Annotated in this window: 23 protein-coding genes and 2 pseudogenes; 6 read left to right on the top strand and 19 right to left on the bottom strand. The window is 42.7% G+C overall.

Annotated elements, in window-relative coordinates:
• Window positions 1-53: 53 nt before the first annotated feature.
• From B7723_RS01020 to B7723_RS00985, 7 genes are all read right to left on the bottom strand, one after another.
• Window positions 54-2588 carry an SSURE domain-containing protein gene (locus B7723_RS01020; RefSeq protein WP_084849088.1) on the bottom strand — a complete coding sequence of 845 codons (2535 nt, stop codon included), beginning with the start codon at window positions 2586-2588 and terminating at the stop codon, window positions 54-56.
• Window positions 2589-2744: 156 nt separating this feature from the next.
• Window positions 2745-3410 (bottom strand): potassium channel family protein, encoded by a 666-nt coding sequence (locus tag B7723_RS01015; protein WP_001283884.1) that lies wholly within the window; start codon window positions 3408-3410, stop codon window positions 2745-2747.
• Between the two features lie 13 nt (window positions 3411-3423).
• Window positions 3424-4803 (bottom strand): TrkH family potassium uptake protein, encoded by a 1380-nt coding sequence (locus tag B7723_RS01010; RefSeq protein ID WP_084849087.1) that lies wholly within the window; start codon window positions 4801-4803, stop codon window positions 3424-3426.
• Between the two features lie 33 nt (window positions 4804-4836).
• Window positions 4837-5601 carry a nucleoside phosphorylase gene (locus B7723_RS01005; RefSeq protein WP_084849086.1) on the bottom strand — a complete coding sequence of 255 codons (765 nt, stop codon included), beginning with the start codon at window positions 5599-5601 and terminating at the stop codon, window positions 4837-4839.
• 268 nt (window positions 5602-5869) lie between these two features.
• The gene (locus B7723_RS00995) at window positions 5870-6493 is read right to left on the bottom strand and encodes a TetR/AcrR family transcriptional regulator (RefSeq protein ID WP_000361924.1); all 624 of its coding nucleotides are present in this window, start codon (window positions 6491-6493) and stop codon (window positions 5870-5872) included.
• A 39-nt stretch (window positions 6494-6532) separates the two neighbouring features.
• On the bottom strand, window positions 6533-7615 hold the full coding sequence (locus B7723_RS00990) for an ABC transporter permease (RefSeq protein WP_084849085.1): 1083 nt from the start codon (window positions 7613-7615) through the stop codon (window positions 6533-6535).
• 1 nt (window position 7616) lies between these two features.
• Window positions 7617-8333, bottom strand: coding sequence for an ABC transporter ATP-binding protein (locus tag B7723_RS00985; RefSeq protein WP_000854376.1), 717 nt, complete (start codon window positions 8331-8333; stop codon window positions 7617-7619).
• A gap of 228 nt (window positions 8334-8561) precedes the next feature.
• Here B7723_RS00985 and B7723_RS10780 point away from each other — a divergent pair.
• Window positions 8562-8696, top strand: a pseudogene (locus tag B7723_RS10780) (low temperature requirement protein A); the annotation flags it as partial.
• Between the two features lie 60 nt (window positions 8697-8756).
• Here the strand turns inward: B7723_RS10780 and B7723_RS00980 are convergent.
• Complete coding sequence (locus B7723_RS00980; protein ID WP_084849117.1) at window positions 8757-9992, bottom strand: carbohydrate-binding domain-containing protein; 1236 nt, start codon at window positions 9990-9992, stop codon at window positions 8757-8759.
• Window positions 9993-10193: 201 nt separating this feature from the next.
• Here B7723_RS00980 and B7723_RS00975 point away from each other — a divergent pair, with 201 nt between their 5' ends.
• Both B7723_RS00975 and B7723_RS00970 read left to right on the top strand, forming a co-directional pair.
• Window positions 10194-10970, top strand: a complete 777-nt coding sequence (locus B7723_RS00975) for a polyphosphate polymerase domain-containing protein (RefSeq protein WP_193431849.1) — start codon at window positions 10194-10196, stop codon at window positions 10968-10970.
• On the top strand, window positions 10963-11646 hold the full coding sequence (locus tag B7723_RS00970) for a DUF4956 domain-containing protein (RefSeq protein WP_084849083.1): 684 nt from the start codon (window positions 10963-10965) through the stop codon (window positions 11644-11646). The genes B7723_RS00975 and B7723_RS00970 overlap by 8 nt, the downstream gene beginning before the upstream one ends.
• A 44-nt stretch (window positions 11647-11690) precedes the next feature.
• On the opposite strand, the gene B7723_RS00965 is transcribed toward B7723_RS00970, so the two are convergent.
• On the bottom strand, window positions 11691-12254 hold the full coding sequence (locus B7723_RS00965) for a sugar O-acetyltransferase (RefSeq protein ID WP_084849082.1): 564 nt from the start codon (window positions 12252-12254) through the stop codon (window positions 11691-11693).
• Between the two features lie 175 nt (window positions 12255-12429).
• On the opposite strand from B7723_RS00965, the gene B7723_RS00960 reads away from it, so the two are divergent.
• The 3 genes and pseudogenes from B7723_RS00960 to B7723_RS00955 all read left to right on the top strand — a co-directional run bounded on the left by B7723_RS00960 (window position 12430) and on the right by B7723_RS00955 (window position 13362).
• On the top strand, window positions 12430-12735 hold the full coding sequence (locus B7723_RS00960) for a rhodanese-like domain-containing protein (protein ID WP_000468861.1): 306 nt from the start codon (window positions 12430-12432) through the stop codon (window positions 12733-12735).
• A 3-nt stretch (window positions 12736-12738) separates the two neighbouring features.
• Window positions 12739-13091 (top strand): annotated as a pseudogene (locus B7723_RS10505) (rhodanese-like domain-containing protein); the annotation flags it as partial.
• Window positions 13066-13362 (top strand): rhodanese-like domain-containing protein, encoded by a 297-nt coding sequence (locus tag B7723_RS00955; RefSeq protein WP_084849081.1) that lies wholly within the window; start codon window positions 13066-13068, stop codon window positions 13360-13362. The pseudogene B7723_RS10505 and the gene B7723_RS00955, both read left to right, overlap by 26 nt.
• Before the next feature lie 221 nt (window positions 13363-13583).
• Here the strand turns inward: B7723_RS00955 and B7723_RS00950 are convergent, their stop codons facing one another.
• The 10 genes from B7723_RS00950 to B7723_RS00905 form a co-directional block, all read right to left on the bottom strand.
• Complete coding sequence (locus B7723_RS00950; RefSeq protein ID WP_002880547.1) at window positions 13584-13841, bottom strand: metal-sensitive transcriptional regulator; 258 nt, start codon at window positions 13839-13841, stop codon at window positions 13584-13586.
• Window positions 13842-14040: 199 nt separating this feature from the next.
• Window positions 14041-14598 carry a DUF3592 domain-containing protein gene (locus B7723_RS00945; RefSeq protein ID WP_084849080.1) on the bottom strand — a complete coding sequence of 186 codons (558 nt, stop codon included), beginning with the start codon at window positions 14596-14598 and terminating at the stop codon, window positions 14041-14043.
• Window positions 14599-14674: 76 nt separating this feature from the next.
• Window positions 14675-15337 (bottom strand): hypothetical protein, encoded by a 663-nt coding sequence (locus B7723_RS00940; protein ID WP_193432018.1) that lies wholly within the window; start codon window positions 15335-15337, stop codon window positions 14675-14677.
• A gap of 2 nt (window positions 15338-15339) precedes the next feature.
• Complete coding sequence (locus B7723_RS00935; RefSeq protein WP_084849078.1) at window positions 15340-16011, bottom strand: hypothetical protein; 672 nt, start codon at window positions 16009-16011, stop codon at window positions 15340-15342.
• A 134-nt stretch (window positions 16012-16145) separates the two neighbouring features.
• Complete coding sequence (locus B7723_RS00930; protein WP_084849077.1) at window positions 16146-16814, bottom strand: hypothetical protein; 669 nt, start codon at window positions 16812-16814, stop codon at window positions 16146-16148.
• 1 nt (window position 16815) lies between these two features.
• Window positions 16816-17388, bottom strand: a complete 573-nt coding sequence (locus tag B7723_RS00925; protein WP_084849076.1) for a hypothetical protein — start codon at window positions 17386-17388, stop codon at window positions 16816-16818.
• Between the two features lie 312 nt (window positions 17389-17700).
• Window positions 17701-18462, bottom strand: coding sequence for a VOC family protein (locus tag B7723_RS00920; protein WP_084849075.1), 762 nt, complete (start codon window positions 18460-18462; stop codon window positions 17701-17703).
• A 110-nt stretch (window positions 18463-18572) separates the two neighbouring features.
• The gene (locus tag B7723_RS00915) at window positions 18573-19610 is read right to left on the bottom strand and encodes an aldose epimerase family protein (protein ID WP_084849074.1); all 1038 of its coding nucleotides are present in this window, start codon (window positions 19608-19610) and stop codon (window positions 18573-18575) included.
• Window positions 19611-19755: 145 nt separating this feature from the next.
• On the bottom strand, window positions 19756-20751 hold the full coding sequence (gene lacD / locus B7723_RS00910) for a tagatose-bisphosphate aldolase (RefSeq protein ID WP_084849116.1): 996 nt from the start codon (window positions 20749-20751) through the stop codon (window positions 19756-19758).
• Window positions 20752-20761: 10 nt separating this feature from the next.
• On the bottom strand, window positions 20762-21928 hold the full coding sequence (locus B7723_RS00905) for an SIS domain-containing protein (protein WP_084849073.1): 1167 nt from the start codon (window positions 21926-21928) through the stop codon (window positions 20762-20764).
• Window positions 21929-22066 lie beyond the last annotated feature (138 nt).

The following is a 22066-nucleotide window of genomic DNA, read 5'->3' as shown; positions in this document are numbered from 1 at the left end:
TATACTTGCTTTAGTATAACACTATTTTCTCTAATGTTTAAGTGATTTGAATCTTAATCTTCTCGTTTGCTTGTCAAACCCAAAAGTCCAACAAGACCTGCCAAGGCTAGACCAAAGATACCAAGGCCAGCTGTAGCTGTTTTAGCTTCCCCAGTATTTGGTAGCATCGCTTTATCATCTTTTTTCATCATATTAGCCATTGGGCTAGAAGCTGGTTGATCGACCTTCATATCTGACATATGGTGATTTGTACCCATCATACCCTCAGTCGTACCTGTAGAGCCTGTTTCAGAAGGCTTCGTATTCATCTGACCTTGTTGAGATGGTATTGTCGCCATTTCTTTTCCACGAAGTCGAATCGTTACTTGACGAGTAGCAATCAGATTGGTCAAATCAGGTTTGCCATCTTTAGAACCATAGACTTTAACAGTAGCTAGGTATGTATGGGTTCCGTTAGCTCGAAGTTGATCCAGCAAGGCCTGACCATCTTTGCCAACCGTATTGCCATTCAAATCCACTTCGTAGAAATATTGGCCTTTAGCCAAGCCTTCAAGTGGCAATAGGGCAGGATTTTTAGCTGTTCCGTTGTCGGACCATGGAGCTTTGTCTGAAGCTTTTAACAAGAGGCGAGTCAACATACCATCTCCACCAAAAGCTTCGTATGGAATAACTTGGTTGACACCGGCCAAGAATGGACCCGGAACATTTGCTTTTTCAAGGTAGCTAGCTGGAACATCAATCATGTCTTTGACATTGTTAACAACAGACTCTTTGACCTGATTTGGTGTGGTCAAGCCATTCAAATTAACAGTCAAATCTTTAGTCGCTACGAGGTTAGTTAAGTCAGGCTTGCCGTCTTTTGCACCGTACACTTTGATGGTAGCTTTATAGCTATGTGTGCCGTTTTGTTTCAACAAGTCAAGCAGCTCTTTGTCAGATTTGCCTTGGGTGCCTGCTAAATCCACTTCATAGAAGTAAAGGCCTTTGCCCAATTTCTCTACTGGTGGGAGAGCGGGATTTTTAGCTGTTCCGTTGTCTGACCATGGAGCCTTATCAGATGCTTTCAAGATAAGGCGAGTTAACATGCCGTCACCAGCGAAGAATTCGTATGGAATGACTTGGTTGACACCAGCTGTGAATGGTCCTGGGAAGTTAGCCTTGTCCAAGTAAGTGGCTGGGACATCTACTGTGTCTTTGGTGTTGTCAGCCACACCTTTTTGCACTTCAGCTGGGGTGGTCAAACCATTCAAATTAACAGTCAAATCTTTAGTTGCTACGAGATTGGTTAAGTCAGGCTTGCCATCTTTCGCACCGTACACTTTGATGGTAGCTTTATAGCTTTGAGTTCCATTTTGTTTTAAAAGATCAAGCAACTCTTTGTCAGATTTGCCTTGGGTTCCAGCCAAGTCTACTTCGTAGAAGTAAAGGCCTTTGCCCAATTTCTCTACTGGTGGGAGAGCGGGATTTTTAGCTGTTCCGTTGTCTGACCATGGAGCCTTATCAGAGGCTTTCAAGATCAGGCGAGTCAACATGCCATCTCCAGCGAAGAATTCATATGGAATGACTTGATTGACACCAGCTGTAAATGGACCTGGGAAATTAGCTTTGTCAAGATAGCTAGCTGGGACATCTACTGTGTCTTTGGTGTTATCAGCCACACCTTTTTGCACTTCAGCTGGGGTGGTCAAACCATTCAAATTAACATCCAAATCTTTAGTTGCTACCAGATTAGTTAAGTCAGGCTTGCCGTCTTTTGCACCGTACACCTTGATAGTAGCTTTATAGCTTTGTGTACCATTTTGTTTCAAAAGGTCAAGCAACTCTTTGTCAGATTTGCCTTGGGTGCCTGCTAAATCCACTTCATAGAAGTAAAGACCTTTGCCCAATTTTTCTACTGGTGGGAGAGCGGGATTTTTAGCCGTTCCATTGTCTGACCATGGAGCTTTGTCTGAAGCTTTCAAGATAAGACGAGTTAACATGCCGTCACCAGCGAAGAATTCATATGGAATGACTTGATTGACACCAGCTGTGAAGGGACCAGGGAAGTTAGCCTTGTCCAAGTAAGTAGCTGGGACATCTACTGTGTCTTTGGTGTTGTCAGCCACACCTTTTTGTACTTCAGCTGGGGTGGTCGCTGGTTGAGCTTCACTAGCTTCACGGTCTTGTCCAGAAACTGTAGACGCAGGACTTTCCGCAGGTTTAACTGCATCTTCTGTTTGTTTCTTAGAGTCAGGTTGTGCTTGTACTTCTTCTTTTGGCGCTACTGCAGGCTCTTTAGCAGTTGCGTCCGCTTTTTCTGAAGAGCTTGTAGTATCCAAGCTTACTTTAGGTGCTGAGTCTGCTTGTTCTGAAGGAAGAGCTACATCAACTGCTTTTTTGAGAACCTCTGCTGGTAAGTCGCTCTTTTCACTCACCGAAGCAGCGTCTGGCACAACTTGGGCAGGTGTCGGATTGACGACATCAGCACGTGCAGAACTTGGTTGACCAACTAGGACAAAGAAGCCACTAGCCACAACAACTGAAGCAACACCGACACTGAGACGGCGAATTGACCAACGAGTATATCTCTGATTTGGATTGAATTTCATAGGATTCTCCTTAGAGTTTTCTTTTTTTTGATGACTCTAGTATAATCTCCTAAAATTAAAAAGGATTAAGAAAAAGTTAAAATTTTTCTTAAATCCCTCTTATAAAATACTTATATTGACTCGTTAATTATTTGGATAGAGAGTACCCTTCCTCTCCTACTCACTCAGTTCAGCTAGGGTGTCCAGATGTTGGTTATTAATGACGGCCATGATGTAGGCATCTGCTTGCAAGAGGTCATTGGGTCCGAATTGGACATCCAGGGGAGCATTTTCGTAGGAACGAAAGCCAAGTACGTTGAGGTTGTATCGCCCACGTAAATCTAGCTGACTGAGGCTTTTACCTACCCACGATTGAGGGATTTTCATCTCGACAATCGATACATTCTTGTCTAGCTGAAAGACGTCTACGCTGTTATGAAAGAGGATGGTCTGTGCCAATGAGCGCCCCATTTCAAACTCTGGTGAGATGACTGCGTCTGCGCCAATTTTTTCTAGAACCTTTTTAGCTGTATGGCTTTTGACCTTGGCAATGACGGTCGGCACTCCTAGACTCTTGCAGTGCATAACCGCTAGAACACTGGACTCCAGATTTTCCCCCGTTGCGACAACTACGGTATCACAGGTGTCAATCCCCGCTGATAGAAGGAGTTCTTCATCCGTGATATCTCCAACTACCCCACGCGCCAGCACAGGTTCAAATTGATTAATGCGTTCCTCGTGGTCATCAATAGCAATGATATTCATGTCATGCTTGGCTAGAGCAGCCAAAACACTGCTCCCAAAAATTCCCAAGCCTAAAATTCCAATTGTCCGATCTGACATCGTTCTTCCTTTCTTATCCGATAGTGATATCTGCTTTCATATAGTGAATCGTATCTTTCTTGTCTGGCTGGTATTCCGCTACACTGACCAGTAGTGTCAAGGGACCAATACGGCCGATAAACATCAGCAACATAACGATGCTGAGGGCTATCTTACCTAGCTCCGGTGTCAAATTTGCCGTCACCCCAACTGTCGCAAGGGCTGAAATGGTCTCAAACATGAGGTAGATAAAACGCGGATTTCCCTCTGCTGTTATCCCTAGCAGGATCAAGCCCAGCAAGAATGTTAGCAAGAAGATAATAAAGACACTGAAAGATTTTTGCACGGTTCGGGGTTCAATGGTCCTCCGAGCCACATTGGCATGAGGCAAGCCCAATAGTTCGCTACGAGCGAAGACCAACAAGACAAAGAAGGTCGTAATCTTGAGCCCCCCTGCTGTCCCCCCAGGTGCCCCTCCCAGAAACATCTGCAAGATGTAGATCAGCAAGGTGACCGGTCGAGCCTGGGTGTAGTCAATGGAAGCAAAACCTGCCGTTCTCATGCTGACTGTCTGGAAGAAACTAACCAGCAATTTCTCTGGAGCGCTGAGATTTCCAATCGTTCCAGGATTGTTCCACTCGATGAACAAAGTCGATACGGTTCCAAAGAGCAGAATTCCCGCCGTTAAAAAGAGAACCAACTTGGTATGGAAACGCAGGCGGCGTTTCTTCTTTTTCCCAAACTGGGTCGCTAGGTCAAACCAGACCATAAATCCTAGACCACCTGTGATAATCAAACCAGCAATCACTAGATTGATCAAGGGGTCCGTTTGAAAGGCTACCAAACTCGTACTTCCAAAATTATCAAATCCAGCATTACAGAAGGCTGAAACAGCCAAAAAGATAGAGGTTAACAGTCCTCGGCCCCAGCCAAATTCCGGAATAAATCGGAAACTCAGGAGAAAGGCACCAATCCCTTCCACCAAAAAAGTCGTCAGAAAGATTGAGCGGATGAAGTCCTTTAGAGACTGGGTTTCTCCATAACTGAAACTTTCTTGAATGGTCTCCCGGCCACGAAGACTGAGCTTTTGCTTGCCTTGGATATAAAAGATTCCGATAAAGGTCATAAGACCCAAACCGCCAATCTGGATCAAGAGCATACAGATCAACTGGCCCCATATATTGTAAGTAGAGGCTACCGGCTGGGTAAAGAGCCCTGTCACACAGACCATGGACACGGTCGTAAAGAGATGGTCAAAGTAGGTCGCTTGTGACGTAGCTGCCTGCACAAAGGGAAGGCTTAAAAGGAGCGAGCCCAGGAAGATAACTAAGGCAAAACTTAAAAAGATGCGACGGGCTGGCGATAACCGAGACAGCGTCGTCTTTATTTTTTCCAAAAAAGATTTGAATAACATAGCTACATTCTACCATAAAAATAGTCAGAACACTCACATGTGGTGCACAATAGCAAGACAGAGTTCGAGTGCCTTATCAAAAGCTTCTGAACCCCAGTCACGACTGTCGTAGTTGTCCAGATCTGCCAAGGAATCTGCGGTAAAGAGCAATTCCCCCCAGACAACTCCACGTAGCTGAGCTACTGCCGCCAGAGCCGAACACTCCATCTCCACAACAGCACAGCCTTCTTCCTTACGATAAGCAACCTTTTCAGCCGTCTCTCGGTAAAAACCATCTGTCGTCCAGGTCATGACTTCCTCGTAAGGGATGCCTCTTTGCTCCAAAATTTGCTCAATGGCAGAGATAGCCTCAATCTGCATCTCCATATAACGAGAAGGCGCTACATAGTGGTAGCTGGTCCCCTCATCTCGCAAAGCCCGAACAGGGACGAGAAAGGCATTTTCCTCTATATCGGCTAGGACTCCACAAGTACCAGTGGAAATGATTTGCTCCACACCATAGCCAATCAACCAATCCATAAACTGGGCCGCTGGGGCAGAGCCCACGGGTGCCTGGGCTAGACAGATCTCCTCGCCCTTGTAGTTGACGACATAGACTGGATAAGTCTTGGTGGCCGAAACGAACTCACCAACACAATCCGCCCCTACTTCCTGAGCGTAGCGGTCAATCTCTTCCTCCAAAAAAGCATAGATGCACTTCTTTGGCAACTTTAAATCTAGCCCCTCATGTGTTGGCATAAGGACCGCCTGGGGATTGTCATCAAACTCTAAAATGGGAATCGCATGTTTCTGAATCATAGCCCACCTCCTGTAATTTTGTACTATTGTATCAAAAGCTGACGGAGTGTCAAGGAGTTGACTTTAGCAAGCCAGAAATCTCCTCTTCCATACATTTAAGAAATCGTTGCACTGCTGGAGAGGTCGGTTTCTGTTTTAGTAAAGTGATTGAGGAGTTATAAATACCAAATTCAACAACAAAAAGACATGAATCTGAAATAAGCAGAACATGTCTTTTTTAGCTTGTTTTAAAGTTAAGTAAATAAACCTTAGTTCTTCTAGAACTCCCTTATTTCCATAAACCACCTAAAATCTGTTTTTCTAATAAGTCTAGATCTTCTTCCTTTATTTCTCCGTTGTCACTAACGATATAAAGCTGAGCGAAGTAAGCCAACAACGGGCCAACACAAATACGAACCATTTGAGGAATCGTTAACTCTGGATTTACACGTGGATCTGCTAGCAATTCCTTATGAAGCACTCGAAGTTTATCTTGAATAGCATTCCAGATAAAAATCTGTTCATTTTTTAGTTTTTTATTTGAAAAACTCTCCTGCAGAATGATTTTCATCAAAGCACGATTTTTTTTGAGATAGCTCATACGATCATGGACGAGATAACGAACCCTCTCTTCTGTCGTTTCAAAAGCTAAGAGTTCCTCAAAAAAACTACCGAAAATGCCTGGGACTACAGGATGTAAAATAGCCGTCAGTAAATCATCCTTCGTCTTAAAATACTTAAACAAAGTTGCCTGGCTTAGTCCAGCACGCTCAGCTATGTGAAGAGTTGAGGTCCCATGGTAACTCCTGGTTGATATGAGATCCACTGCTGCCTGCATGATTTTTTTCTTTCCTTGAGGGTAATTCGCTTCTTCTAAATAATCTTCAAACGATTCAAAAACAGTCTTATCCATCTAATCTTCACACCTTTTTAGCATTATTTATGTTGATTTCTAAACTTTACGATAACGACGCAATCCAACAATATTAAGAATTGTTAAAATGATCAAGAAAACCATTAAAACACCAAGATTTGGCAAAATATCACCAAGATTGTGTCCGTAAAGAATAATCTGGCTTATTGCATCACCAGAATAGGTTAATGGCAAAAATTTCCCCACAGTTGGAGCCCATTCTCCCATGGATGACAATGGAATAATCCCTGAGAAAAAAAGTTGGGGCATAATCACGAGAGGAATAAATTGCATCATTTGGAATTCTGATTTTGCTAGAGTAGACAAGAGAATTCCAAAAGCTAGTGCTACAAGAGCCAGTACCACATTAACTATTATAACATTTAAAATACTTCCTACAACTTCTACATCTAGTAGCCAAATTGCTGCTAAAACGACAACTGCCGTTTGAAAAATCGCAATAATACCGTAAGACAACATATAGCCATAGACAATTTCAGATCGTTTCACTGGTGTTGCTAACAAACGTTCTAGTGTTCCACTGGTGCGCTCTTTCAAAAGCGCCATACCTGAAATCAAAAAGACAAAGAAGAAAACTACAAAACCTATCAAAACCGGAATCATACTGGTAAAGAAGCTTGTATTTTCATCTCCATACTGGTAAGACTCCTTGATTTCTGGTGTTTTTGCGTCCGAGTCCAATTGTGGAAGAGCTTGTTTAACACGAGATACTAACTGATCGGTGCCTTCACTGGCGATACTCGTTCGTAACACTTGTCGTATCATAGATGTTTTGGAGGCGTCTGTGTTTGCGTAGTCGACCTGGTACTCACCGTTTTTATAAGAAATCACAGCATCGACTTTTTCATTTGCTAGCGCTTCTTTGGCTTGATCTAAGTCTTGATAAGTCTCGACGTCCACATGATCGAGCTCATCCATTTTCGTTACCAAACCAGTTGGTAGATCCTGTGTTGCTAACTTGACATTCACGGTTGTACTAGCTGAAAACATGAGGTTCATCAACCACATGATAAAAACAGGTGCTATAAACATCAGGGCTAGAGTTCGTTTGTCACGAAGTAATTCTTTGATGACCTTTTTTGCAATCGCTATTGTTCTCATTTTACTCACCTTCTGCTTTTAAAAATACTTCTTCAATACTTGAAACTTGATAACTTTCTTTTAAGTGTTGCGGTGTATCAAAAGCAATGATTTTTCCGCCTAATAATAAGCCGACCTTATCCGTCAACTCTGCTTCATCCATAACATGGGTAGTAACTAATATCCCAACCCCATTGTCTCTAAGCGCGAATAATTCTTTCCAGATTTTCTTTCGAAGAGAAGGGTCGATTCCAACTGTCGGTTCGTCCAAAATCAAGAGTTGAGGATTTCCTAAAAGCGCGATAGCCAGTGACAAACGCCGTTTCATTCCTCCAGAATAACCAGATACCGCCTTGTTTAAGTAGTCTGTCAGATCTACTACTTGAGCTATATAAGCAATTTCCGCCTTCAGGTCTTTTTTAGAAAGCCCCTTTAGCTGACCAAAAAATTCCAGATTTTCTTGGCCTGACAAGGTCTCGTATAAAGCATCTGATTGGGCCATATAGCCAATATCTCCTAAAATATAGCGATTGGGCATAGTGTGATTTAACACTAAAGCTACGCCTCCATCAGCCTTTTCCATTCCTAACGTAGTCTTAATCATAGTTGATTTACCAGCACCAGACGGACCAATTAAGCCTATAATTTCTCCTGGCTGCAATTCAAAGCTGACATGATTCAGAACTATTTGATGGTCAAAAGATTTTACTAAATCTTGTAAATGTAGTAATGTTTTCATTTACTTCCTCCTTGGTGAGTGATTACTCACTTGCTAAATATAAACCTATTGTAGTGAGTAATCACTCACTTGTCAAGAGAAAGAGTTAAATTCTTTAAAAAAATAAAACACCAGATTCGTATCTGATGTTTATAATGCACATGTCTTATTTCTAAAAATGTTTTTGAACTTCCTCTCTATACTCCGAAATGGTCTTTCCTGCCCACTTTTTAAAGGCCTATTCTTCCTCTACTTTTCTCAGCCAATCCAACCATCGTCATTGCTATCGCAACTCTAATAACCTTAGCAATGGAAATCCATTTCACGCATTTTTATATAACCCGAACCAAGAAGTTCTCAAGTCCTGATTGGAAGTTATTTTAGCTACAATCCATCTCTCAAGCACAAAAACTCTCCCTTCTCTTTCGAGAAAGGAGATTCTTTTTATCCTTGTCCGCCAGGGGCTGGACCTTCGCCTTGAGGGCCTCCATTTGGTCCTCCGCCACCAGGCATAGAGTTGACAATTTCCGTTTGTTTTTCACCGTTGAGATAGATATCTCCACCTGTGTAGGTCGCAGTTCCATCAAAGTCAAAACCTGTTTGACCAGTCATTTTAATGGTTCCACCTGTGACTGTGATATTGCCGTTCGAGTCGATTGGATCTGTATCTCCTTGACCGACTTCTACTGTCAGGTTCCCACCGTTCATGGTGAAGAAGATTTCACTCTGTTGGGCGTTTTTATTAGCTGCGTTGACTCCATCATCTGTCGAATAGATGCTAATGTCCCCACCGTTGATAGTGATTGACTTACCTTCAAGTCCTTCTGCCGAATTCTTGACGGTGTAGGTACCACTATCGATAACCAGGTCTCCAGAAGCGTGGATGCCATCATCTCCTGCTGTGACGGTGATGTTGTTGTTGGATAGGTACATGGTTCCGACTGAAGTATCCTCGTCATTGTCCACCTTTACGCCATCTTCCTTGGCATCGATAGTCATGGTCGTACCAGTGATGTTGAGTTCATCATTGACATTAAAGGCATCGCCAACTGCTGTGATGTTATAGATTCCACCCGTGATGTGGAGAGTGTCATTGGCCTTGATACCATTGTTCTTCTTGCCATCTACATTGAGAGTTCCTTTCCCGTTAATGGTCAAATCCACCTTAGAAAAGAGAGCTGCGTCAGCCTTTTCATCGCTGTTAGAGCTTGAGTCAGAGAGACTGTTGGTAGTTCCCTCTGCTAGAGTCAAGTAGACATGACCAGCTGATGTCGCAGATATCGCTGCATTGGTATTGGTCATGGTCGCACCTTTTAGGACTAGATGAACATCTGCAGACTTATCTGCCTCAATCTTGATCTGCACTCCGTCAGACTGACCTGAAATTACATAGGTTCCAGATTTTGTGATTGTCACTGTTGATTCAGAGACTGTCACCCCATCTCCAGAGACGTTTGCTGATGAGCCAGATAGCTCAATCTTAGAAGCTGTGCTTTCGTCATAAGAAGTATCATTGTCCTTCTCTGTAAAATAGGATGATTGGTTTGTCTTTGTTGCAGTTGTTGTGGCACTATTTGTCGTTGCATTGGTATTGGATGTAGTTGTTGACTGGACACATGCTGCCATCAGCACCATTGCCGTTAAACTCGTTGCGAGTAGGGTCCATTTTTTTGATTTCATACCTTTTTCCTCTCCTTCGTATGATATAGCTAGACAGTCTACAGAAGATTCCTGAAACAAAACTAAAACTTTTCTGAAAGTTTCCTTAAATTCAGTTTCACTTAAGTTTCGCTTAATAAAACTTTTAGAAATGTCCTCTAGACTTGTTCCAAGCAAGTTTACCTTGTTTAATCTATGATTTATCTAAAGGAGAAATTGCTTATGAAACCCCTAGAAACAAGCTTTGAACGGATCGAAACCAAGTACCTGGTCTCTAAAACAGACCTACAGGATTTAATAGAAGATTTGAAAGACTACCTCGTCGAGGACGACTATCCGACTTCGACCATTTCCAATATCGACTTTGATACAGAAGATTTTCAACTCATCCAAGACTCCTTGCAGGATCAGCATAAGAAGGAAAAAATCCGTATGCGGACCTATCTCGCACAGCCAAGCGCTGACAGCCCCGTCTTTCTAGAAATCAAGTCCAAAGACGATTCCGGTATCGGTCACAAGCACCGCGTCCTATCCCAGTCCGATACCATCACCCAACTCATCACCAAAGGTTGGGGAGAAGACCTGATCAAAGATAGCTTTATGGTAGCAGAGGTTCAAAAGTTACGCCAACGCTACAGCGAGGCTCTCAAACCGCGTATCTATATTTCTTATGACCGTTTTTCACTAAAAGAAAAAAAGAAAATCCCAGGATTCCCCTACCAGAAAATTCGTGTCACTCTTGACCAAAACCTGACCTATCGTGATAAACAGGTCTGCCTATTTGCTGACAAGGAAGGCTTGCCTCTCATAGAAGACGAACTGGTCATCATGGAAATCAAGGCGCCTGGTGATAAACCTCAATGGCTAGAGGATATCCTTGATAAGTATGGTCTGGTAGAGCAAAAATTCTCAAAATACTCCTGCGCCTACCATAAATCACAAGGGCTAGCCTATGCCCCACAACCTATCGGAGAAAGTGTAGGTAATGCTTATGTCTAACCTTTTTAACTCTATTTTCAACGACGCAACCGCCACTGCTGACCCCCTCCAACTCCTACTCGCCCTTGTCGTCAGTCTTTTTCTAGGACTAGCACTCAGCTGGGCCTACAAGCAACGGACTCTTTACACACGGGAATTTGTCATCAGTTTGACCCTTTTACCTTGTTTGATGACGCTGGTCATCTTCCTCGTCAATGGCAGTCTCGGAACGTCGATTGCAGTGGCAGGAACCTTTAGTCTCATTCGTTTCCGTTCTGCAACGAGTGGCTCTCGAGAGCTAATCGCTATCTTTCTAGCTATGATCATCGGTCTGGCGGCAGGGACAGGCTATCTTTTCTTAGCCGTTCTCTTCACAGTCTTTATCCTGGGCATTTGGCTCCTTTTGGAAAAACAACAGAGCAAGAGCAATCACCAACGTCGTCGACTCTTAACCATCACACTTCCCAATAAAGAAGACCGCCTAGATACTATCCAGGTCGCGCTGGATCAATTTTGCACCGAGTCTGACCTTGTCTCAGTAGATACCAGCAACTCTGGTGAATCCTTGCAAACCGTCTACGAAGTCGATCTCCATCCTCAAGTAGACGACTTTCAACTGACGAGCTACCTGACAAGCAAGATATCTCAGTGCGATGTTTCCTTGACCAAGAAAGCTAAAAAGAAGAAAAATCTATAAGACTAAGATAAAGATTATAAAAAGAACAGCCCAAGCTGTTCTTTTTAGTTTTCTTTTACTGGGATTTCCTTGATGACACGCGCAGGATTCCCAGCTAGGACGACATTATCTCCGAAGGACTTGGTAATCACGGCCCCCGCTCCTGCAACGACGTTATTTCCCAGTGTCACTCCAGGAAGGACAATGACGCCACCTCCAGCCCAGAAATTATCTCCAATGGTGATGGGCTTGCCGTATTCGACCCCTGAATTGCGTTCATCCGGATCCAGTGGATGGAGTGGGGTTAAAAACTGACAGTTGGGGCCAAGCATGGCGTTGTTCCCGATGCGAATCGGGCAAACATCCAGCATGGTCAAGTTCCAATTAGAATAAAAATTTTCCCCTAGATGGATATTGACTCCATAATCGACCACCAAGCGTGGATTGATATAAAGATTTTGCCCAGTTGAGCCAAACCAAGTCTTGATGATTTCGGATCCCTTCAAGGGATCTTCTTCCTTGTTAAAGGCAGCCTGTTTTTGGCGAGAAGCTTGTGCCAAGGCACGCAACTCTGGGTCCGACGGACGGTAAGGCTCCCCTGCTATCATTTTCTGGTATTCGCTAGCCATCTTATCACCTCACACTTACTTTGGACTCATCATATCAAAAAGCCTTTGAAAGGTCAAGAATAGCCTGCTTTCTAAACTCTCAAAACCAATCCCCTCCCAAGTTAAAACAACTTGCTTGACAAAAGCTTGACTTCATGGTTTAATATACCCCATAAGGGTATATTAGGAGGTACCTATGTTTCACTTATTTACAAAAATTGACAGTATTTCTACCAGCGAGTTAGAAGCTAAACTCAGAGAACCGATTCAGCTACTGGATGTTCGGACGCCTATGGAATTCCGGAGAGGTCATATCAAAAATGCCAAAAATGTTCCTTTAACGGAAATCGGTTCTTACACACCTGCGACAAAAGAAACACTTTATGTCATTTGTCACTCTGGTGTACGAAGTAAACTAGCTGCGAAAAAACTTAAGAAAAATGGTTACGATGTCATCAATGTACGAGGCGGTATGAGCGCTTGGACAGGCAAGGTCATCTAGAAGCATCAAATGGGCTACGCAGCCTTGAACCTTATCGAAGGTCTGAGCGATAATATCCAATGGTGTCCGCTCGAAGACGATCTGACTAAGGGTAAAAATCCCTATATATACGGACAAGTGGCGAATTTCAGGGGGCGACCCAAGGTCGATACCATCGAACTATGGGAGAACTTGGATGAATCGGACAAGAACCAGCCCTACATCCTTAGCTGCCACAGTGTTTTGCGCAGCTATATCACAGAGCGTATCCTCTAGTGGCAGGATTTACCGTCCAAAACCTTGATGGCGCTTATTCACAATATAAAATGGCTAATCCAGAAGGAGTCGAATATGGAAACGAGTATCAGCATGACTGACTTTTATGAAAAATACCTAAATGAAAATCTAAACCTTATCGATGTACGTGAAGTGCATGAATTCCAAGCAGGACATGCACCAGGAGCCAAAAATCTTCCGTTAAGTACCTTGGAGCAAGGTTACAAAGAACTCAAACCTGACCAGGAATACCATGTCATCTGTCAAGGTGGAGTCCGTTCCGCATCTGCTTGTGAATTTCTAAGCACCCAAGGCCTTACCGTTATCAATGTAGAAGGTGGTATGAATGCTTGGCCCGGTCAAGTAGAATAATGAAAAAACCGATTAAGAAACTTAATCGGTTTTTTCATTTCTGCACCCCAATGATATAGAGCTCGTAACCCGTCGCTTCTATAAAACGAAGCACATTGACGGTATCTAAAAAGAGGTTGCTCATTGGTATTGGGGGAACTCATCCGTTTGGCCGACATGATTTCTTTATCGAAATAGACTTAAATGCCTTTGTCTGCATTGTTTATAAATAGCAAATTAGTTTATTTCCGTTTAATCAGGTATCGGATAGCCTTTTCTAGGCGTTCCTTTTGAGCCTCGGGGTCGTCTAGTGGTTGGTTGATACAGTCAGTGAGATTTTCAGTAATGATCATCTCAATCACGCGCTCAACGCTAGATTTCACTGCTGTCAACTGCGTAACAATATCTGCACAGTCACGATCTTCTTCAATCATCTTTTGAATCCCACGCAACTGGCCCTCTGAACGTTTCAGGCGTGTGATGTACTTTGAGTTTGTCATTGATTTATCCTTGGTCACTTTTTCTTCATTATATCTCGAATAAGGGGCTTTGTCAAAATTCACTTCCTGTCTGTATTTGTAGGAGGCAACCTCTCCTCTGTATCAGATAGAAAAGATTGATAAGCATGGAAATGGAAAAGAAAATCTGTCCTCCTTGAAGCTCGATGGGAAGTCACGTTTCCTTTCAACCAACTGACCTTTATGCGTATATCTTGGACAAATTGGACAAAAAGGCTAGGATCACTATCCCATAGACTATAACTAGAGCCAGCCCAAATCCGATACCAAACCACTTGTAAAACCTGTCCATTCCGCTGTAACGTTCGACATAGGCCCTGGTCGGCTTGTCTGGATCATACCAGACTGTCAGCTCCGAATGAAGGGGGAAATGGGTCTGCATCAAGCGTTTGAAGGAAACAAAGGAGTTGCTGTAGCGAGTGATCGAAGTCGCTAGCATATCTTCTCTTGTATAGTCCTTTAAAAATTTAGTAGTCCCCCACGGAATTGTGACCGTTTTAAACATAAAATACTGCAAGGTTTTCTTATAAGCAATCCCATCCACCGTGTATTCGACGATAGGTGGATACCCCTCACGAAAACGGCTATAGCCGATAACCGTTCCAGGAACGGATGACTTGGCAAGGCGGACCAACTTCTGATCTCGAAGATAGAGATAGAGAAAGGTCCCACACACAAATACAAAAGATAGGAAGATGACGATTGTCCCAACTATCAAACCAATTACTTCTTTATTCATATGAACTCCTCCTGTTATTTTATACAGTAAAATCTCAAAACTAACTCATCCAGAAAGGACATCGATGCCCTCGAGTCTACTCTTCGGATTTTTCTTTTGACTGTTTTTCTCTCAAATCTTTCACCGATTTTGATATGATATCTCTCACCTGTTCGTCAGTAAGTCCTGGAATCTGGTAATAAGGATTATTGGATTCGCTTTTTGACGGTTTTGTTCCTGAACTTTCGGTTTTAGAACTTTGTTCAGTCGAAGACGAGGATTTCGACTCTGAGGAACTGGATTCTTTGGTCTTAGAAGAGCTGGACGACTCAGACTCTGAAGACTTGGACGTTTCAGGCGCTTTAGAATCAAGCTTAGGCGGCTTGTTTACTTGGTCGTTCGGCTGTTTCACAGGTTTATAGAATAGCCCAAAAGACAACAGCAAGGCCATCAAGATCCCAATACCAGCCAAGGTTCTTTTATTGGCTTCAGCCGAGGGAACCTTTACTCCCTTCATACTAAGTATTTTCCATTCTGGATGCTCTTTTTCTATGGCTTTTTTCTGTCTCCTAAGAGGAGCAAGTAGAAAATGATTAAAAGGCACAATCGTTACCATAGCCACCGTTACAAGCGGGACATAATTGGAATGACTTGATACCAGTAGAACATCGAGTATAGCAAGAAGAATGAAGAGGAAACGCCCCACAAACTTACGAACTTGATGCTCTTTTTTGATCTGCAAATATCTCTCTTGTGACATTATCATCCCCTCTTTTCTATTTCTTCCCTAAATATTACTTTCCCCTGTTCATACTTTCGCACAGCTAAGAGCCAGCGGATTGGATTGTTTTGGAATAAGAAAAGGTACAACAAGGCAGGAAAGAGACCTGCTAAAGGCGAGAAAAAGATTTGTATATCAAATGCCTCTTGCTTATTGAATGAGTCAATAGTGCCCGGAATTGCAGCAGCAAATATTACTATAGTAGTCATAAAAACTAGTAGCATGACAATCATAAAAGCCAACATTTTCGCAAACGTCGCTTTTTTCTCACTAAAATTTTCCCAAAACAAATTTGAATAAACTGCTTCTTTAAACTCTTTCTTTGTTGCTCCTTGGACTCGTTTCACTCCTTTATATAAGGCGACTTCCATCATCCATATAAATCCAAATAGGATAAAGGAAAGACAAAGAATAAAAATAGGAACCATCCCACTATTATAACGAAGGCCTGAGAAAATTGGTATTGCAACAAATCCTCCGAGTAAACCTAACAAAGAGAATATAGCAATTAAAGGAGCAATCCCCCTATTCGATCTCCTAGCCCCTTCTGTATTTAACAAGGCACTCTTATCTGCTACAAGAGCCTCTTTTGTTCGCGTATTATAGTAAACGGCCTTATCACCGCTCTGTCCAATAAAAATTATTTTTCTCATATAAAATCACCACAGTTCCCACTAATCACTATAATCAGAAACTTCAATTTTTATCATAGGTCGTTGATAAAACATCATCAACCACTGTTCCTACCCATGAACCAAATAAGGTCTCAATAGCATAAGTATGAAACCTATTGTTTCTCCTCTTCTTCTGCAAATATCACTTTCCCTTGTTCATACTTTCGCACAGCTAAGAGCCAGCGGATAGGATTGTTTTGGAATAAGAAAAGATAAAAAACTGCTGGTAGTATTCCTATTAAGGGCGAAGTTATTATCTGCAATTCAAATGGAGCTTTCCTTTCAAATGAATCAATAATACCTGGAATAAAAGCAATGAATGTTATTACCGTTGCAAAAAGCAATAACAGAATAACAGCTAAAAAGGCCAAAAACTTTCCTATCGAAGCCTTTTTGGCGTCGAAATTTTCCCAAAACAAGTTCGAATCTACCGCCTCTACAAATTGTTGTTTAGTGGCTCCTCGAACATATTTAACGTTTTTATATAGAGCAATCTCTAACATCCACATGCTACCAAAAAACACAAACATTAATCCAGTAATGAAAAACTTTGTCATTCCGCTGTTGTATCGAAAACCTGAAAATGCAGGTATAGCTACTAATCCTCCGATAATACCCAAAAAAACAAAAGCAAACATCAAAGGAATAATGGCCCTATTAGACTTCCTTGCACCTTCTGTATTTAAGAGGGCACTTTTACTCGCTACTAAGGCCTCTCTTGTTCGCGTGTTATAGTAAACGGCCTTATCACCGCTCTGTCCAATAAAAATTATTTTTCTCATCTTATAATTCGCCCTCTTTCCCTCGGCTACCGTCCTGTAATGTCTCCATCAGCTCCTTGAACAGTCGTTTGCGTGTTTTCATCCGAAATTCATAGATCATATAAACAAGCGAAAATATCCCTAACATATAAATAATCAAGAACTGAAAATCGGAGTAGCTAAAATAGCGATAGATGGAAAACACAATCATGAGGAAACAAAAAATCTCAACTAGGACAGTCCATCTAGATTTTCTCCTAAGTGTTTTGATATTGGCTTTTGTCAGCCGGACTTTTCTGAATCTATCTGTCTTCATGTTACGTCGGGTAGACTTGGCAAGGAGAATGGTCCCAAAAACTAAAAACAGCGACATCAAGATAAAGAAGATTAGATTAAGAGGGGATGAGACATCTCCAAAGGTTTGGTTGAGCAACTTTGACAGCCGTTGCAAGGAATAGATTGCAATAGGGGCTGCAATAGCTGAATAATTCATGCCTTGTTTTACACCGTAGAATACTTGATTCTTCAGATCGTAATAGATAAAAGAGTCCTCCAGAGGGCCCATACTGATTAAATTTTTTACACTTGTGTCCATCTTATTTCCCGTCTCCTAAACTCAATACGGATCTTCAAACAAAGTTCTACTTTCTCTTAAAAGCATCGTGACTACGATTGCCAGCAGTCTAGCCGATTTTTGGCGTTTGCCTTCCTAGAGAAAGAAAAGTTTATTAGTATTATAGCATGAACCCCCAGAAAAGGGAAAATATCCCCGGCAGATATCTTTGCTAGATCCAAGAAAGGTTTCGTCATTTCATAAAAAAGCGAACAAGTTCGCATTCTAAAAACAGAATACGAGCTTATCCGCCTTTTCCTATGTCTCTAAAATAAATGACGTGTTTTCCTCGTCTCATCGTGCCAAGCGAATGCGAGTCACAATCCCGTCTGGGTCTACCAAATCCAACTCACTCGAATTTAGCCACTTGATTGGTGCTTCCAGCTCTTGCGCTTGCTGAACGATGTCTAGGAGCTCTTCCTTGCTTTCGACCTCAAGGACGTAGTAGGCCAAGCCTGGCAAGCCTTTCTCACGCGGAGCTAGCCCTTTTCCAGCCCATTTGTTGACAGCCAGGTGGTGATGGTACTGACCAGCTGCTATCCAACTAGCACTAGGAATGCTAAATTTATCTTCTAGTCCTAACACCTTTTGATAAAACCGGCTCGCCGCGTGGCTATCCTTAACCGATAGATGGATATGCCCCATTCTCGTCCCTTCAGCTAGGATAAAGGGATCTACCTTTTCCCCTAATTCATAGATGTCCTGTGCCGCAAGAGCCTCGGTCACACCGATAATGCGGCCGTCTTCTCGAATATCCCATGAAGACACTGGCTTATCACGGTAGAGTTCAATGCCATTTCCTTCCAAATCCTCTAGATAAAGGGCTTCACTGTATCCATGATCTGCACCCCCAACCAGAGGAATCCGCAAATCACTTAGGTGTTTCAAGACATCTGCCAAGGCTTTTCGACCAAGTCCCAAAATCGCTTCTGTCTCTGTTTGGGATAAAATCTCCAAGCCAATAATCTGATGATAAAAAGCCGTTTGACTCGTCAAGTCCTTGACATTTAAAACCGCCTCTGCTAGGTAAATGTGGCTTTGGTATGCATAAGTCATAGGGTGTCTCCTTTTATTTGTTGTAACTTTATTAATTACATCAATTATACACTATTGAGATAAAATGTCAATGAAGACAACTCAAAAGAGCTGGAAACCAGCTCTTCTTTTTATTTTACAACAAGCTCGTAGCGAGTTTTGCTGGTGAAGGTTTGACCTGCTTTGAGAATGACTTGGTCTTTGAGGTCACTGTGAATGGCATCTGGTAAAGCTTGCGCTTCAAGGGCAATCCCATTGTGCTGTACCATTGGCTGACCAGCTATGAGCACACTCTCATCCACAAAGTTTGCTGTGTAGACCACAAAGCAAGGGGCCTCTGTCTTGAACAGCAGGAAACGACCTGAGTTTTGGTCATAAAGGAAACCAGCATTGTCATGACCTGCAGGAAGAGCAAATGGGTGATCCAAACCAGATACCAACTGGATTTGCTCATCTTCCTCTTCAAAGATGTCCTTCAACAAAGCTCCATTGTAGATGTGTTTAACCACATCACGATTAGCATCTGGAGTCTTAGCCGGAACACCGTCCGGAGCGATTGGGTAAATGCCCTCCGTATTTAGCTGAAAGACATGGCGGTCAATTGTCTGCGTGAAATCACCAGACAAGTTGAAGTAGCTGTGATTAGTTGGATTGACCAGCGTATCCTGATCTGTCGTCACCTTATAGCCGACTTCGTAAGCACCAGTTTCTTCCAAGTGGTAGATAATCCAAATCTTAAGATTACCAGGAAATCCTCCTGTCCCGTCTGTACGCTCGGTGTAGAGAGTCAAGCCATTGTCGCTCACTTCTACCAATTCAAACAAGCTCGAATCCCAACCTGTTGAACCACTGTGGTTACAGTTGCTAGCATTATTGACTTCAAGATTATAGGTCTGGCCATTGAGCTCAAATGTCGCACCTGCAATACGGCCCGCTACAGGACCTACACTTGCTCCATGCTTGGGACTATTGCCTACATAGCTATCAAAATCATCAAAGCCCAAAATCACATTGGCAAAATTCCCAGCCTTGTCAGGCGTGACATAGCGCAAGATGGTCGCACCATAGGTCATGATTTCTAGTTGATAGCCACTGTCCGTCTCAAAGCAATAGGCCAAGACATCCTTGCCCTCATGATTTCCAAATACACGCTCTGTGTATGCTTTCATTCTTCTCTCCTTTGATCCATTTCTCTTAAGTAAACAAACCATAGAGAGTGTATGCACCATCTATGGTTGTAGTTTTATTTTCAGAATCCTTTGTCACAAAACCTTAAGTATTTTCTTAACAAAAAGGGATTCTTCTATACTTGTTTTATGCTTCCACACGTTCTTTCCATGAAGTCGCTGTTGTTTGAAGAACCTTGTTGAGTTCGTCAATGTTCTCAAATCCAGTTGTGCGTAGCCATTCACGAGCTGCTGCTTCACCATCTTTGATGTAGGCTTCAACTGATCCAGCCCATGTAGCACGGCCACAAAGAACGCCGTTGAAGTTTGCGCCTGATTCGTGGGCAAAGACAAGTGTTTCTTGGAAGAGTTTAGCTGATACACCCGCACTTAAGTAGATGTAAGGAAGATTTGTTGCTTCGTCTTGCGCTTTGAAGAAGGCTGCTGCTTCTTCACGTGTATGAACGATTTCACCATCACCAAAGCCTTCAACGTATTTCACATTGACTGGAACTTCCACTTTCAAGACATCAATGTTAAAGCGTGGGTCTGAGAAGACCTTCATGGCACCGATAACCTTCTGTGGTTTCACTTTTGCGTATTCTGCAGATCCTGCATCCGCAATCTTTTCATCGTAAGCCAAGATTTCAAGGAAAAATGGAATATCTTCCGCCACACACTCAGAACCGATGCGTTCGATGTAGGCTTGTTTTTCTTGGTTGAGTTCGTCAGAACTGTCTACATCGTAGTAAAGCAAGAATTTGACAGCGTCAGCGCCTTGTTCCTTGATGCGTTTGGCAGACCAAACATCCAAACAGTCAGGCAAGCGTTTGGTGCTTGTTGTGTCGTAGCCAGTTTTCTCATAAGCAAGGAGAAGACCAGCATTTGGAGCAAGCGCTTTTGTAGCTGGAAGTCCATACTCTGGGTCTAGAAGCATAGAGGATGCGTATTTTGTCAATTCATCTGCTACCAAGACTTTGAGTTCTTCCATTTGAGCCACTGTTGGCTCTTCTGTTTGGTATTGAGCCATAAGGCGTTTCAAAGCACCACGTTGGTCAAAGGCAAGGGCTGAGATAATGCCGTTCTCGTCAGAGAGTTTTTGCAAGCAAGCTACTTTATTGGGACTTAATTGTAATTTACTCATAGACACTTCCTTATTTTTGATAGTCATGAATGATCACACCTTGTACCACACGATTTACAGTGCCAGTAGGAGATGGTGTATCTGGTTTATTTTCTACCTTGAGTGAAGTCAATAGGGCAAAGAGTTGGGCATAAACGATGTAAGGGAAGACACGGTAAATATCGTTCAAGACACCGCCACAACCAAGGGCTACTTCTTTGACATTTTCGAGACCAAAGGCTTGATCACTCAAAAGCACAACACGACGAGCAATCTGGTCACCAGCCACTTCACGAACCAAGTCCAAATCGTACTTGCGAGTGTAGTCTGTCGTTGTACCAAAGACCAAAACAACGGTATCTTCGTTGATCAATGATTTTGGACCGTGACGGAAGCCGACTGGGCTTTCATACATGGTCGCCACTTGACCAGCTGTTAATTCCAAAATCTTGAGCTGAGCTTCATGAGCAAGTCCAAAGAAAGGACCTGCACCCAGGTAGATAACGCGGTTAAAGTCGAGGTCAACCAGCTCTTTAACATCTGCTGCATTGTCTAGAATTTTGCGGGCAAGGCTAGACACAACTTCAAAACGTTCAGCTTTCACAGCAAATTCTGTAGGATCAAAGACCAAGAGAGCTGTTAGCATCATAGACGTAAAGCTAGAAGTCATGGCAAATCCAGCGTCATTGGAAGCAGCTGGTTGCAAGAGCAAAAGATTGCGGTCATCGCCATGAGCTTGAAGAGCCAATTTACCATCTGCTGCACAAGTAATGGTCACTTGGTAAAGGTCGTCCACCAAGGCTTTCGCCAAATCAACCGTCGCCACACTTTCAGGCGAATTCCCACTACGAGCAAAGGATACAAGGACAGTTGCCACATCTTTTTTCAGATAGGTTTCTGGATTGGCTACGATATCAGTTGTCGCAATGGCATTGAAATTCCATTTGCGTTCGTCATAGACTTCCTTAAAGTAAGGCACCAAGGTATCTCCCACATAAGCAGAAGTACCAGCACCCGTCAAGATGACCTTGATATAGTCATGCTTATCAGCGATCCCTTGCAAAAAGGCTGCAATTTCTTCCCGTTTTGCTTGATAGGCTTCAAAAGCCTCTTTCCATACATCAGGCTGTTGGTAGATCTCACGAGTCGTGATTTCTGCACCCAGTTCAAGTAATTCTTCTTTTGTGTAATTTAGCATAGAGTTCCTCTAATCTATTGTTGTTTCATTCCTATTGAAAATATGGGAATGGGAGTGACTCCCATTCCCATGTATATTCTATATAAGATGCTCTAAGTTACATCTTATACTCAATGAAAATCAAAGAGCAAACTAGGA

This window comes from Streptococcus oralis subsp. oralis, from assembly GCF_002096435.1.
GTDB lineage: Bacteria > Bacillota > Bacilli > Lactobacillales > Streptococcaceae > Streptococcus > Streptococcus oralis_AA.
Note: the sequence above shows the minus strand (reverse complement) of the source record. Positions and strands in the feature narration are given on the sequence as shown.